Source organism: Vibrio sp. 2017_1457_13 (assembly GCF_030851525.1).
Taxonomy (GTDB): domain Bacteria; phylum Pseudomonadota; class Gammaproteobacteria; order Enterobacterales; family Vibrionaceae; genus Vibrio; species Vibrio metschnikovii.
On sequence record NZ_VHTA01000007.1, the window covers coordinates 76,195 to 88,777 of the forward strand.

11 protein-coding genes and 1 tRNA gene are annotated in these 12,583 nt (G+C 44.9%); 3 read left to right on the forward strand and 9 right to left on the reverse strand.

From position 1 onward, the window contains the following. Window positions 1-165: 165 nt before the first annotated feature. The 4 genes from FKN88_RS11370 to uvrB all read right to left on the reverse strand — a co-directional run bounded on the left by FKN88_RS11370 (window position 166) and on the right by uvrB (window position 5,061). Window positions 166-1,119: a LysR family transcriptional regulator gene (locus tag FKN88_RS11370; RefSeq protein WP_158144093.1), complete on the reverse strand. Its 954-nt coding sequence runs from the start codon at window positions 1,117-1,119 to the stop codon at window positions 166-168. A 51-nt stretch (window positions 1,120-1,170) separates the two neighbouring features. Next, window positions 1,171-1,518, reverse strand: a complete 348-nt coding sequence (gene luxU / locus FKN88_RS11375; protein WP_154168657.1) for a quorum-sensing phosphorelay protein LuxU — start codon at window positions 1,516-1,518, stop codon at window positions 1,171-1,173. Window positions 1,519-1,525: 7 nt separating this feature from the next. Continuing rightward, complete coding sequence (gene luxO / locus FKN88_RS11380) at window positions 1,526-2,887, reverse strand: quorum-sensing sigma-54 dependent transcriptional regulator LuxO (RefSeq protein WP_154168659.1); 1,362 nt, start codon at window positions 2,885-2,887, stop codon at window positions 1,526-1,528. Between the two features lie 143 nt (window positions 2,888-3,030). After that, window positions 3,031-5,061, reverse strand: coding sequence for an excinuclease ABC subunit UvrB (gene uvrB / locus FKN88_RS11385; protein ID WP_154168661.1), 2,031 nt, complete (start codon window positions 5,059-5,061; stop codon window positions 3,031-3,033). A 483-nt stretch (window positions 5,062-5,544) separates the two neighbouring features. Between uvrB and FKN88_RS11390 the strand changes: the two genes are divergently transcribed. Beyond that, a tRNA-Asn gene (locus tag FKN88_RS11390) sits at window positions 5,545-5,620 on the forward strand. 101 nt (window positions 5,621-5,721) lie between these two features. Here FKN88_RS11390 and FKN88_RS11395 read toward each other — a convergent pair. From FKN88_RS11395 to FKN88_RS11415, 5 genes are all read right to left on the reverse strand, one after another. Further along, the gene (locus FKN88_RS11395) at window positions 5,722-6,960 is read right to left on the reverse strand and encodes a dicarboxylate/amino acid:cation symporter (protein ID WP_004395664.1); all 1,239 of its coding nucleotides are present in this window, start codon (window positions 6,958-6,960) and stop codon (window positions 5,722-5,724) included. A 252-nt stretch (window positions 6,961-7,212) separates the two neighbouring features. Next, the gene (locus FKN88_RS11400) at window positions 7,213-7,929 is read right to left on the reverse strand and encodes a DsbA family protein (protein ID WP_154168663.1); all 717 of its coding nucleotides are present in this window, start codon (window positions 7,927-7,929) and stop codon (window positions 7,213-7,215) included. A 135-nt stretch (window positions 7,930-8,064) separates the two neighbouring features. Beyond that, entirely contained in the window at window positions 8,065-8,583 is a 519-nt protein-coding gene (locus FKN88_RS11405) for a protein disulfide oxidoreductase (protein ID WP_154168665.1), read from the reverse strand. Further along, window positions 8,580-10,691, reverse strand: coding sequence for a protein-disulfide reductase DsbD (locus FKN88_RS11410; protein ID WP_306687574.1), 2,112 nt, complete (start codon window positions 10,689-10,691; stop codon window positions 8,580-8,582). The genes FKN88_RS11405 and FKN88_RS11410 overlap by 4 nt, the downstream gene beginning before the upstream one ends. A 61-nt stretch (window positions 10,692-10,752) precedes the next feature. Beyond that, window positions 10,753-11,112, reverse strand: coding sequence for a hypothetical protein (locus FKN88_RS11415; RefSeq protein WP_154168669.1), 360 nt, complete (start codon window positions 11,110-11,112; stop codon window positions 10,753-10,755). 300 nt (window positions 11,113-11,412) lie between these two features. Between FKN88_RS11415 and rsxA the strand changes: the two genes are divergently transcribed. Both rsxA and rsxB read left to right on the forward strand, forming a co-directional pair. Beyond that, window positions 11,413-11,991: an electron transport complex subunit RsxA gene (gene rsxA, locus FKN88_RS11420; RefSeq protein ID WP_004395667.1), complete on the forward strand. Its 579-nt coding sequence runs from the start codon at window positions 11,413-11,415 to the stop codon at window positions 11,989-11,991. Beyond that, window positions 11,992-12,579 (forward strand): electron transport complex subunit RsxB, encoded by a 588-nt coding sequence (gene rsxB / locus FKN88_RS11425; protein ID WP_004395668.1) that lies wholly within the window; start codon window positions 11,992-11,994, stop codon window positions 12,577-12,579. Window positions 12,580-12,583 lie beyond the last annotated feature (4 nt).

Sequence of the window (12,583 nt, forward strand, 5' to 3'; positions counted from 1 at the left end):
TTCAACAAAACAAACGTTTGCTTTTTGATACTATTTCTATATGGAAATAATGTTTCTAGTCATGGAAAGAATTACTTAAGAAAAAGAACAAATTCATGCATAGACGACCAATGTTGCCAGACAAGAAAAACAGGGGGAGATTGAAACATTAAGTAGGTGGCAGACTTAGCATCCTGTCGATGCGAAGCGCACATAAGGCTCTAAGCGGCTGTCCCAGTAACAAGGACTCGCTAATTTGTCTTTGATAAAGTCGATCACCGCCGACGTTTTCTTAGGCATATGCTGGCGGCTAGGATAAACCGCATAAAACGGCATATTTTGGTTGGCGTGCCAATCTGGCAATAATTGAATCAATTGTCCGTGACGAAATTCATCTTTAAGCAGATACGTCGCTAGATACGCTACCCCCCATCCAGCCACTGCAGCATCACGTACCGCTTCCGCTAAATCAACCGAGTAGTTACCCGAAACTTGTATGGTCAACTTGTGATCCGATTTTGCAAAAGACCAACGGGTATAGTCACGATCCCAACTTCGATAAATCAAACAATTGTGCTCTGATAACGCTTCCGGAGTATGCGGCGTACCATGGTGTAGTAAATAGTCCGGTGAGGCGACCACAACAAAACGGCTATCCGCTAGACGCTGAGCAATGTATCCCTGAGGTATATGCTCATTGCTGGTTATCCATAAATCGAGCCCCTCTTGTAACATGTCAACACGATGATCAAACAGGTGGACCTCGACTTGTAGCTCAGGATAACGTTGACGCAACGATTCTAGCGCAGGTAAAACATGTAAAGTGCCAAAAGATTGCGATAAACCCAAACGCAGCAGCCCAGCGACTTCATCACGCTGACTTTCAACTTCAGCTTGCGCTTCATCGACCAAACGAAGTAACTCGGCACAATGCCGATAAAAACCTTGCCCCGCTTCGGTAATGGTGACACTCCGCGTTGTACGTTGTACCAACTTAATTCCCAAAGACGCTTCAAGTAAAGCCAACTGTTTACTGACATGAGAGACCGATACCCCCAATTGCTTGGCGGCAGCGGTAAAGCCTTTTTGCTGCACCAAAGTAGCAAAAATCACCATTTGCCCAGCTCGTTCCGCTAACACTGATTTTCCTTCCAGTAAAATGCGCCTTGTTATAAGACAGGTTTGAAGCGGTTAATGCACCGCGCTTTGTAACTGAGCATAACACTGGGTAGTTTCGCTGAGTATCTCTAGCATCTTAGCCGTTTCTGTTTCTTCATTCATTGCAATCCCCTGCTTGGCATTGCTATCGATTTGTGTCGCAAAAGCACACAGCTTATCGGCACCAAAACTGGCGGCACTGCTTTTAAGAGCATGACTAATTTCAATTAAGTAAGTCATATTGCCGCCATCAGCCCCTTGAGTGAGCTGCTGATGATAAAGGCGAAGTTCACCTAAAAAAATATCCATTAAGATAGGAATATTCTCTTTGCCAATCTCTTGAGCCAATGCATCAATTTTTTCGGTATTCATCCACTGCATAACGTCTCTAACGCTCCTTTTCCTGCTCTTTTTCATTCCAGGTTTGCAGTTTGCGATAAATCGTTGAGGGACTGACATCCAAATAACTCGCCGCTCTTGGAATATTGCCATCACACACTTCAATGGCTTTTTCTATCGCTTGCTTTTCCGTTAGCCATAACGGAAAAATATCATGCACAGAAAGCACCTTCTCATTCTGAGACAAAAAGGTAGGCTCTGCCATTCTTGGCGCATTGAGTGGCGGAGGCAGCATCGATAAGGTAATTTCTTGTCCATCATTCAATACCACAACATTACGCAGTACGTTTTGTAACTGACGCACATTACCTGGCCATTCATAATGCTTAAAACGCTCTGTTACTTCTGAAGAGAGGCGAACAAATCCTTTGCCTTCCTCTTTCGCCATATGACCTAATAATGAATAAGCAATTTCAATCACATCATCGCCCCGTTCTCGTAGTGGCGGTAAATGTAATGGAATCACGTATAAACGGTAATATAAGTCTTCGCGAAAACGGCCTTGTTGAACTTCTTTCCAGGGATCACGGTTCGTCGCACAAACAAAGCGCACATCGACACTGTGTAGCTTAGAAGAGCCGACTTTTTGAAAAGTACCAGTCTGGATAAAACGCAATAATTTGGTTTGCAGATCAAGATCCATCTCGCACAGCTCATCCAAAAAGAGCGTTCCACCATCAGCCAACTCCGCAGCGCCCTGTCTATCTGAGGCGGCTCCGGTAAAGGCACCTTTGACGTGACCAAAAAGTTCACTTTCAATTAAGTCTTTTGGAATCGCAGCACAGTTGATGGCGATAAACGGTTTGTCGCCTCGCTTACTGGCGGCATGAATCGCTTCGGCGCACACTTCTTTACCAGTACCACTCTCGCCGGTAATAAAAATGCTGGCTTTACTGCTCGCTGCGGAATCAATCGTGCGATATACCGCCTGCATCGTTTGGCTACTGCCAATAAAACCTTGATAGTTTTGATTATTTGGATCGTAATTTTCGCTTTTAAGCTTATTCGCTTTGCGCATCGCATTATTGACGGTAATACGTAGCCGATCCGCCTCACACGGCTTAATCAGAAAGTCTTGCGCACCTTGACGCATCGCCTCGACCGCAGTATCGATCGAACCATGTGCGGTCATAAAGATGATCGGCACATCGGGAGATTGTTTTTTTACAGCGGCAAGCACATCCATTCCTGTCATATCAGGCAAACGTAAATCTAACAGGATTAAGTCGGGCGTTCGTCGGTTAAGGCTCTCTATCGCATCGCGCCCGGTGCTGACGATATTAATGTCAATCTCTAGCGGAGTCAGATAGGATCGGTACAATGCTGCCACAGAAGCCGTATCCTCAACCATCAATAGATACTTGGTTTTAACGTTATTTTCGCTCAATTGCCTACCCAGCCATTTTATTTTTGCATTTTGCTTAATTGTTGCATCAAGAGTCGCATTTTGCAAACTCCTTATTACCATTATCCCGTATGCAACTCTTATATACTCTAGCTATTAGCGATAAACTGCTGACGTAACTGCGTAATTTGATCGCGCTTTTGAGCCGCCAATTCAAATTCGAGATCTTGTGCGTGTTTGTACATTTCAGCTTCGAGCTTCATGATCTGCTTTTCTAACTGCTGGGGAGTGAGTAAGTCATAACTCGCACCGGGTTCAGCAACCTTAGCAAGTGGCACAACTTTGCTCGCTTTCTGCTGTTTCGGCTTCGTCGCATCGCCTAATTCCATAATATCTTTAATGCTGCGTCTTAGCGCTTGAGGTTCTATTCCCCGCTGTTGGTTATACGCTTGCTGCTTCTCACGGCGACGCTCGGTTTCATCAATCGCTTTACGCATTGACTTGGTAATGTTGTCCCCGTACAAAATCGCCTTACCACGCAAATGACGCGCAGCGCGACCTATAGTCTGGATCAATGAGCGCTCTGAACGTAAAAAACCTTCTTTATCAGCATCTAAAATCGCGACTAAGGATACTTCCGGCATATCCAGACCTTCGCGTAATAAGTTGATCCCAACTAAGACATCAAACACTCCTAGTCGTAAATCACGAATAATCTCCACCCGTTCAACGGTATCAATATCCGAGTGTAAATAGCGCACTTTTACCCCGTGCTCGTGTAAATACTCGGTCAAGTCTTCCGCCATACGCTTAGTCAGTGTCGTTACGAGCACTCGTTCCTCTTTGGCGGCCCGAATGCGTATTTCTGATAATAGGTCATCAACTTGAGTGGCTACGGGACGTACTTCAATCTCAGGGTCGAGTAACCCCGTTGGCCGGACGACCTGCTCAACCACATCACCTGCGGATTTCTCTAATTCATAGACACTCGGCGTTGCAGATACAAAAATCGTTTGCGGTGCTAAGGCTTCAAACTCTTCAAATTTTAAAGGTCGGTTATCCAACGCTGACGGTAAACGAAAGCCAAATTCAACCAAGGTTTCTTTGCGTGAGCGGTCGCCTTTATACATGGCGCCAATTTGCGGTACCGTCACGTGTGATTCATCAATTACCAATAAACCATCGTGAGGCAAGTAATCAAATAAGGTCGGTGGCGGTTCACCAGCGCTACGACCACTTAAATATCGAGAATAGTTTTCAATGCCTGAACAAAAACCCAGTTCATTCATCATTTCGATATCAAATTGTGTCCGTTGTGAGATGCGCTGCTCTTCCAATAGCTTATTATTATCTAACAGGGTTTGACGCCGAAGTTGTAACTCTTGTTTGATCTGTTCAATCGCATCAAGAATCCGCTCGCGAGGTGTTACATAATGGGTTTTGGGGTAAACGGTAAAACGCGCCAAATCACGCTGGCGAATGACACCCGTTAATGGGTCAAACAGACTGATGCACTCAATTTCATCGTCGAACATTTCAACCCGAACCGCTTCTTGCTCCGATTCGGCTGGGAAAATATCAATCACCTCACCGCGAACCCGAAACTGACCGCGCTCAAAAGCAACATCATTACGGCTGTATTGCAACTCTGCTAAGCGCCGTAACATGTCACGTTGGTTAAGCACATCGCCGCGTCTTAGATGCAACATCATTTTTAGGTAAGAATCGGGGTCGCCCAAGCCATAAATTGCCGATACCGAAGCGACGATGATCGCATCTTTACGCTCTAATAGCGCTTTGGTCGCCGATAGGCGCATCTGTTCAATATGAGAGTTAACCGAAGCATCTTTTTCGATAAAGGTATCGGTAGTTGGAACATACGCTTCCGGCTGATAGTAATCATAGTATGAGACAAAATACTCCACCGCATTGTGAGGAAAAAAACTTTTCATCTCACCATAAAGCTGGGCCGCTAATGTTTTATTCGGTGCTAATAAAATGGTTGGGCGTTGGGCTTGAGCTATCACATTCGCTAACGTGAAGGTTTTTCCCGATCCCGTTACTCCCAATAAGGTTTGGTGCGCCAATCCCGCATCAATGCCTGCCAATAATCGTTCAATTGCCTCCGGCTGATCGCCAGAGGGTTGGTATTCAGAGACCAGCTCAAACGTTTTGCTCATTACCCATTATCCTGCTGCATTCATTGCTTTGAATGACTATTGTCCGGTCAGCGCTGCAAACTCGCAAGTAGTTTAGGTGTTAACACTAAAAACGCGTAACGATTATCCCTTTGGTACAAAAAACATCCCATTACTTATCCACAAAAAGACTCTCGACCTCGCATCACTGCAATAATCATGAATCTGACAACTACACCTGAACAATCTGTGGGTAAAACTAAAAAATCCTATAAAGTCAAAATACTAGCCATAAAAAGCAATCGATTACACTGGCGGGAGTATGATAACAATTGGAACTACGGCTAATTTTACAAATCCCCTTATACACTTATCCACAAAATTGGTGGATAAGTAAATGCAACGCATGCCTGATAAGGAGTACAGAAAAGTAAAGTCTCTATCATCAAAAATATCTATGATTTTTTAAGGGGTAGATATTGACAGAAAAAGAGCGGATAAGTAGTATTCTCGCCGCAAAACTATTCCCCCTTAGTTCAGTTGGTAGAACGGCGGACTGTTAATCCGTATGTCGCAGGTTCGAGTCCCGCAGGGGGAGCCAAATTCCAGAAAAAAGACGTCCTAGGGCGTCTTTTTTGCTTTTAGTCTATTTATATTTCTCACAACTGAGAAGGCAACAACATAACTCGATTAACCTAGCGGTTAAGCCACATTTTCTTCAAGCGGGGTTTCATTACCCTCTTCACTTTTCGCCACGACACCAGCAGCAATCGCATTACCCAATACATTGGTCGCTGAACGTCCCATATCTAGGAAGTGATCAATGCCGAGTAATAACAATATGCCCGCATCAGGGATGTGAAATTGATGGAGCGTGGCGGCGATCACCACTAATGACGCGCGAGGCACGCCTGCCATACCTTTAGACGTGACCATTAAAATGAGTAACATGGTCACTTGTTGTGCCATGGTTAACTCAATCCCATAAGCTTGGGCGATAAACATAACGGCAAAGGTGCAGTACATCATCGAACCATCAAGATTAAATGAGTAGCCCATCGGTAATACAAAACTAGAAATTCGCTTAGGAGTACCAAAAGCACTTAAACTTTCTAGCGTTTTTGGATAGGCAGATTCTGAACTTGCCGTTGAAAATGCCAACAGTATTGGCTCACGTATCATGCGAAACAGAGTAAACACGCGTCGCCCAAGCACCAAGGCTCCCATCAACAATAATGCGCCCCACAATATACTGAGTGAGAGATAAAATTGCCCCATGAACGTACCATAGGTACTCAAAATCCCCATTCCTTCTTTAGCCACCATGGCACTGATTGCCGCAAAGACAGCAAATGGAGCAAAGTTCATCACATAAGCGGTTACCTTCAGCATGATCTCTGACACACTTTTTAGCATATCAATTACTGGGTAAGCTGGAGCACCAATAGCGGCAGCAGCTAGACCAAAAAATAGAGAAAACACCACAATTTGTAGAATTTGATTACTGGCCATGGCTTCAATCACGCTTCTTGGTACAGCGTGAATAACAAAGTCCCGGAAGCTTAGTGCTTGTGCATCAACACCACTGGCTAGGGAACTGGAAGGAATATCTAAATGTAAACCAACACCTGGGGACAGAATGGTCACCATCACCAAGCCAAGAATTAATGACATCATTGACGCCATCATAAACCACATTAAGGTTTTAATTCCTATACGCCCAACCGTTGTCGTATCTCCCATTTTAGCAATGCCGACGGTTAACGTGGTAAACACTAAAGGGGCAATAATCATGTTGATCAGCCGTAAAAACACATCCGTGATTAGGGTTATGTTATTGGCAAACTCTTCTGGCTGAACAGGGGTATACCAACGAATACCTTGTCCGGTAGCAATACCCAGCAACATAGCAATAATAATAGCTCTCGTTAACCTATTCATCTCAATGATCACTCCATGTATACAGCTTCAATTAGCTGCGTGTCGTAGCAGATGTTATTCCTGCGGAAAGCGAGGTGAACAGCAGATTAGCAGAGAGGTATTGAGCTAAAGTCAATTTTTGTTCTGTCAACGTGAGCGCAATGTTAAGGAAATGTCATTTTTACTTACAATTTCTTGCACAATAACAACAAAAAATAGATCAGCACCTATTGCATTTCCTCAACAAATAGAAATCACTTGCTAAGTGAAAGATTATTTCGCGAGTTTTTCACGAATTAATGGCGCTAACTTATCTAGCGGTAGATAGCCGGGAATAATTTGCTGGCCAATTAACAGCGCCGGCGTACCGTTTAGCCCTAATTCACTAAATAGCTGATAGTTTTTCGCCAATTGTTGTTGGGTTTTTTCCTGTGCATTCAGCGCTTGGCTGGTATCGGTTTTTTGAGCGACTTGCAGTAACGACTGTGGATTATGCGCGCCCGGTTTTTTGACCAACAATTCATCCGCTTGAGTAAATTTTTGTTGGTCCGTCTGCCATAGGTTTAATGCATAGCTGGCCGAATTAACTGGACTATCGAGTTCTTTCAGCGGCACCAGCACACTCACCACTTTGATCGTCGGGTAACGTTTGACCAACTCATGCAATACCGGATCGAGTTTTTTACACCACGGGCAGCTGTAATCGGTGAAAAAAATCAGCGTTAATTCAGGGTCTTGAGCACCAAAACTCGGGTGATCAGGGTTGTTGTATAAATAGGCTTGATTATCCTTTAATACCTGCTCAAAACGATTGGCTTGTTGCTCGTACATACGTAACGTGCTGTGTAAATTCTCAATCACTTGCGGATTACGTTGTAAAATTTGTTCAATATCCGCCAACTGTTTGGTTTGCTCTACCGTCAATGCAGCAGCACTACTCAGTGAAAAGGTGGCTAATAAGCCGGTCAACACCATTTTGTAGATTTTCATGTTTTATCCTTTATTTAATAATGACTATACCCAAACAACTTGGAGTTGCAGGTAGGCGGCAAGTGAGTAAGTCCCCATGAGCATAGATAGGCTATGTGATTGGGGTGAACGAACGTGGCCAACCCCCCTGCAGCTTCAAGTAGCAAGGGGATAACTTGCTAGCCACAAACGAGCCAATAATCCCCATGGAGTGGTCAAACCGCTGGTAATAAATTCAATTTTCCCTTGATGGACTATCATGATTGTTGGCGTGTAACGTATATGCCAATCCTGTCCTATTTGACTGCGAGGATCGTTAAGCTGAGGAAATTCAATGTCATGATAAGCCAAATAACGTCGTATCTGCTCATCGCTACCAGAAGAGAGCGCAATACCTAACGTTGGGTAGTATTGACTGAGCCAATTGACTGTTGGGGTGACAAAGCGACATATATTGCACCAACTGGCCCAAAAATAGATCACCATGGGTTTCTCTGCACTCATGGCTTGAATATCGATTGACTGACCTTGGAGATCCACCGCCTGTAAACTGAATTGATTACGCTCTGGCATCTGTTGGCTACGCCATTGATCGATAGCCACAGAAACGACGATCAGTAGCAAACCAACCATCAACCACTCACGTCCTAGATGTAATAAGCGCTTTTTCTTCATCGTGCTTCTCCTTTTGCCTGACGCAAGGCATCCATCACCGCACGATCGGTTAATAACACGGGCAGAGCAATGCCTTGCGGAGCTTGAGGGCCATAAACGATATTAAACGGCACACCAAATCGGCCATGGTTTTGTAAAAAACGAGTAACCGATTCACTGGGCAGCGTCCAATCGCCGCGTATCAAAACCACCTCTTCTTTCTGTAGAGCTTTATGAACGGGATTTTGTAATAACACGTTCATTTTATTGACCTTACAAGTAATGCACCAGTCAGCTGTGACATCAACCAACACCACTTTACCTTGCTCTACATGCTCAGCAATTTGCTCTGCTATCAGTGGCTGCCAGGGTAAATCGTCAGTAAGCTGAGTCAGTCCATGAGTGGTACTGAGTTTGGCCAGCCACAGACCAGCGCCAAAAGACAATACGGTAATGAGCACGAAGAGAACGATACGCTGAGCGCCGTAGTGTCTCCATCCTTGCCAAACACACAGTGCTAGAGTAGATAACAGATAAAGCAGTATTGCCCACAGCGGCCAATGGGCAGCGAGTAGGGTTAATAACCACAATGAGGTGGCCAATAACATCAAGCCAAAAAGGATTTTTATACGGTTCATCCACGCACCCGGTTTCGGCAGCCGGAGTGCAAGCTGAGGAAACAGTGCCACCAGTAACCAAGGTAGCGCCATACCTATACCCAAGCCGGTAAAAATAAACCATAGGGTGAGCGTGTCTGCGCCCAATGCGAAAGCGACCGCCGTGCCTAAAAAAGGCGCCGAACAAGGCGTTGCTAATAAAGTTGCGAACATACCTTGTAAATAATGACCCAAATAACGCTGATCGGAGCCGCGCGTTGCCATCCATGTCGAAGCACTCACTGGCAAACGTAACTCGAATAAGCCGAGCATATTGGCGCCAAACAAGGTGGTGATCAGCAGCATTAGAACAATAAAGCTGGCACTTTGAAATTGAATACCCCAGCCGATTGCCTGACCACTCCATTTCAGAGCCAATAATCCTATGGCTATCAACCAAAAAGCACTGAGTATTCCTGCGGCCGAAGTGAGAAACTGCAAGCGGACACTACGACGCTGCGGTTTATCCAAGGTCAACACTGACGTTAACTTCATGCCTAATACCGGTAACACACACGGCATGACATTTAAAATCAAACCACCCAGTAACGCACTAGCAAACATCAGCACCAGTCCCCAACCTGAGGTTGTGGATTCAATCAGACCAGATTCAATCGCCACGGTTTGTTCAACCAATAGCGACTGATCAGCAAAAGTAACTTGTACGGATTCACCACTCAAATCCGCTTTACCGAGCCAACTAGAAACAGTAAATGTCGCCGTCAAGTTTTGCCCATCAACCTGAATTCGTGGTTGAGTAAAGCTACTTTCTGCGACTTTATCACTTTGACCATCAAGTAAGAGATCCGGCTGCTGCCAACCTTGTGGGTTGTGTGCGGTGATTTGTAAACGTTGCTGAGCCTCATCCCAGACAGCGCCTAATGTCAATAATTGCTGCGTTTTTTGCGGTACCCGACTCATCGCCTGTGCATATTGCGCCACTTCATTACTACTAGGCATCAACTGATCAGGAACAAAGCTCAGCTCAACGGGATAGTCAGTGATCACACAAACGGTCGAACAGGATGAGAGCCGTAAGCGCGCCTTAAACAGGACTGGCTGTTGCCAGTCTTGTATTTTAAGCGTGATCGGAAAGAGCGTATCACCTTGATAACCGATCGTTTCAATACCAAGCAGCGAAAAACGACTAGGAAACGGCCAATGCCACTGAAAGTCACTCACATTTTCAGATGCAGACCAGTCAATTTCTGGGGCAACACCGCCTTCTCCGGGAGATCGCCAATAGGTTTTCCATCCCTTATCTAACTTTACCTCCAGATAACCAGCAGCCTCTCCGCTTTGCGGATCGCTTTGGCCAGTTAACACCAAACGTACCGCAACAGGTGGATGATAAGCATCGGTCAACCAATCGGTAGCAACGACTTCAGCCTGCGCCAAGAACGAGCTAAATAAGCTTAATAACAAACAGACACGCACTAAACGTGTTAAGAAGATTCTAAATACAGGGAACATGGTTTTTCCTTATTAATAAACACCAACAGGTTTGTAGCTTTAATGCCAATACATGCTGGTTTTATTCATGGAAAACACACAGTTGAAGATGGGGTCGCCGCTTGGGAACTCTCGGTTCGCGAAAAATGGTAAAAGGTAAACGACTCATCAGCCGTTGACTGACGATGATCGCAACCGTTAACCACAATAATGGGCTAAATAGCTCCACTAATTGTTGTAAATGATGACTCAGCAGTTTTTCTGTTAAATGGCATGACTCACTCAAGGTATCGTTGTCGGCCAACACCAGCTCAGCGAGCACCGAGGACGCCTCAGGGCAAAAACTTAACACACCGCTATTTTTCGCCAGACACAGCACCATCACCCAACTGATCAACAGTAAGGCGAATAATCGGTAACGAGGGCGACGTAAATAATCCAATCAACAATCCTGAGTAACGTAAATCGACAAACTCTACCCAAACCACTTGGAGTTGCAGGTAGGAAGGGGATACAACCTATGGCGAATATGACCGAGCACAATCAATAAAGTTCAGCACAATCTTAGCTTAATGGTTCAAATTCCTCTTCGCATCAGGTTGCCAATCAAAGGATTTACTCTCTAACCGCAATTATTACGTATACTTTGTAGTCAACATACTAAAACCTTTGTTTTACTCGGTTGTTATTGACTGCGCAAAGCAGGATAATGCCCAGCTCGGAATTTAAGACAACGATCACTATGACCGACTATTTTTTGCTGTTAATCGGCACTGTTCTGGTTAACAACTTTGTACTGGTAAAATTCTTAGGCTTATGCCCTTTTATGGGTGTGTCGAAAAAACTCGAAACTGCGATTGGTATGGGGTTAGCGACGACGTTCGTCCTAACCCTTGCCTCTGTATGTGCCTATCTTGTTGAAAGTTACATTCTCGCGCCACTTGGTATTGAGTATTTGCGCACCATGAGTTTTATTTTGGTGATTGCAGTGGTGGTGCAGTTTACGGAGATGGTCGTTCATAAAACCAGCCCCACTTTATACCGTTTATTAGGTATTTTCTTACCCTTAATTACCACCAACTGCGCAGTGCTTGGCGTAGCGCTGCTCAATATCAATGAAAATCATAACTTTATCCAATCGATTATTTATGGTTTTGGGGCAGCGGTTGGCTTTTCTCTGGTGCTAATTCTTTTTGCGGCGATGCGTGAGCGCATTCAGGTCGCCGATGTTCCCGCTCCGTTTAAAGGTGCTTCCATTGCCATGATCACCGCAGGTTTAATGTCTTTGGCCTTTATGGGCTTTACCGGTTTGGTGAAATAAATGAGTACGTTACTGATCGCCATTCTTGCGCTGGCGGCACTGGCTGCCGTGTTTGGGGCTATTTTGGGGTTTGCTTCTGTTCGCTTCAAAGTCGAAGGCGATCCGATTGTTGATCAAATCGATGCCATTTTACCGCAAACGCAATGTGGTCAATGTGGCTATCCGGGCTGTCGACCTTATGCTGAAGCGATCGCCAATGGTGATACGATTAATAAATGCCCACCAGGTGGCCAAGCGACGATTGAAAAGTTAGCTGATTTAATGGGGGTTGAAGTTCAAGAATCCGCCCATGATTTGGATAATAAGGTCAAAACCGTTGCTTTTATTCACGAAGATATGTGTATTGGCTGTACCAAGTGCATCCAAGCTTGCCCTGTCGATGCTATCGTCGGAGGCACCAAAGCCTTACATACCGTAATAAAAGACGAGTGTACTGGTTGTGATTTGTGTGTTGCCCCTTGCCCAACTGACTGTATCGAGATGATCCCATTAGAGACCACTCCCGAAACGTGGAAATGGCAAATGAATGCTATCCCAGTCGTGAATATCGTTGAACCTGCGTCTAATTCGCAAAAAAGTGCGCATTAAGGAT

Coding starts and splice junctions, on each gene's coding strand:
- luxU (WP_154168657.1), bottom strand. CDS start 1,518: ATGCAGTGGATGAATACCGAAAAAATTGATGCATTGGCTCAAGAGATT.
- luxO (WP_154168659.1), bottom strand. CDS start 2,887: ATGGTTGAGGATACGGCTTCTGTGGCAGCATTGTACCGATCCTATCTG.
- uvrB (WP_154168661.1), bottom strand. CDS start 5,061: ATGAGCAAAACGTTTGAGCTGGTCTCTGAATACCAACCCTCTGGCGAT.
- FKN88_RS11395 (WP_004395664.1), bottom strand. CDS start 6,960: ATGAATAGGTTAACGAGAGCTATTATTATTGCTATGTTGCTGGGTATT.
- FKN88_RS11400 (WP_154168663.1), bottom strand. CDS start 7,929: ATGAAAATCTACAAAATGGTGTTGACCGGCTTATTAGCCACCTTTTCA.
- FKN88_RS11405 (WP_154168665.1), bottom strand. CDS start 8,583: ATGAAGAAAAAGCGCTTATTACATCTAGGACGTGAGTGGTTGATGGTT.
- FKN88_RS11410 (WP_306687574.1), bottom strand. CDS start 10,691: ATGTTCCCTGTATTTAGAATCTTCTTAACACGTTTAGTGCGTGTCTGT.
- rsxA (WP_004395667.1), top strand. CDS start 11,413: ATGACCGACTATTTTTTGCTGTTAATCGGCACTGTTCTGGTTAACAAC.
- rsxB (WP_004395668.1), top strand. CDS start 11,992: ATGAGTACGTTACTGATCGCCATTCTTGCGCTGGCGGCACTGGCTGCC.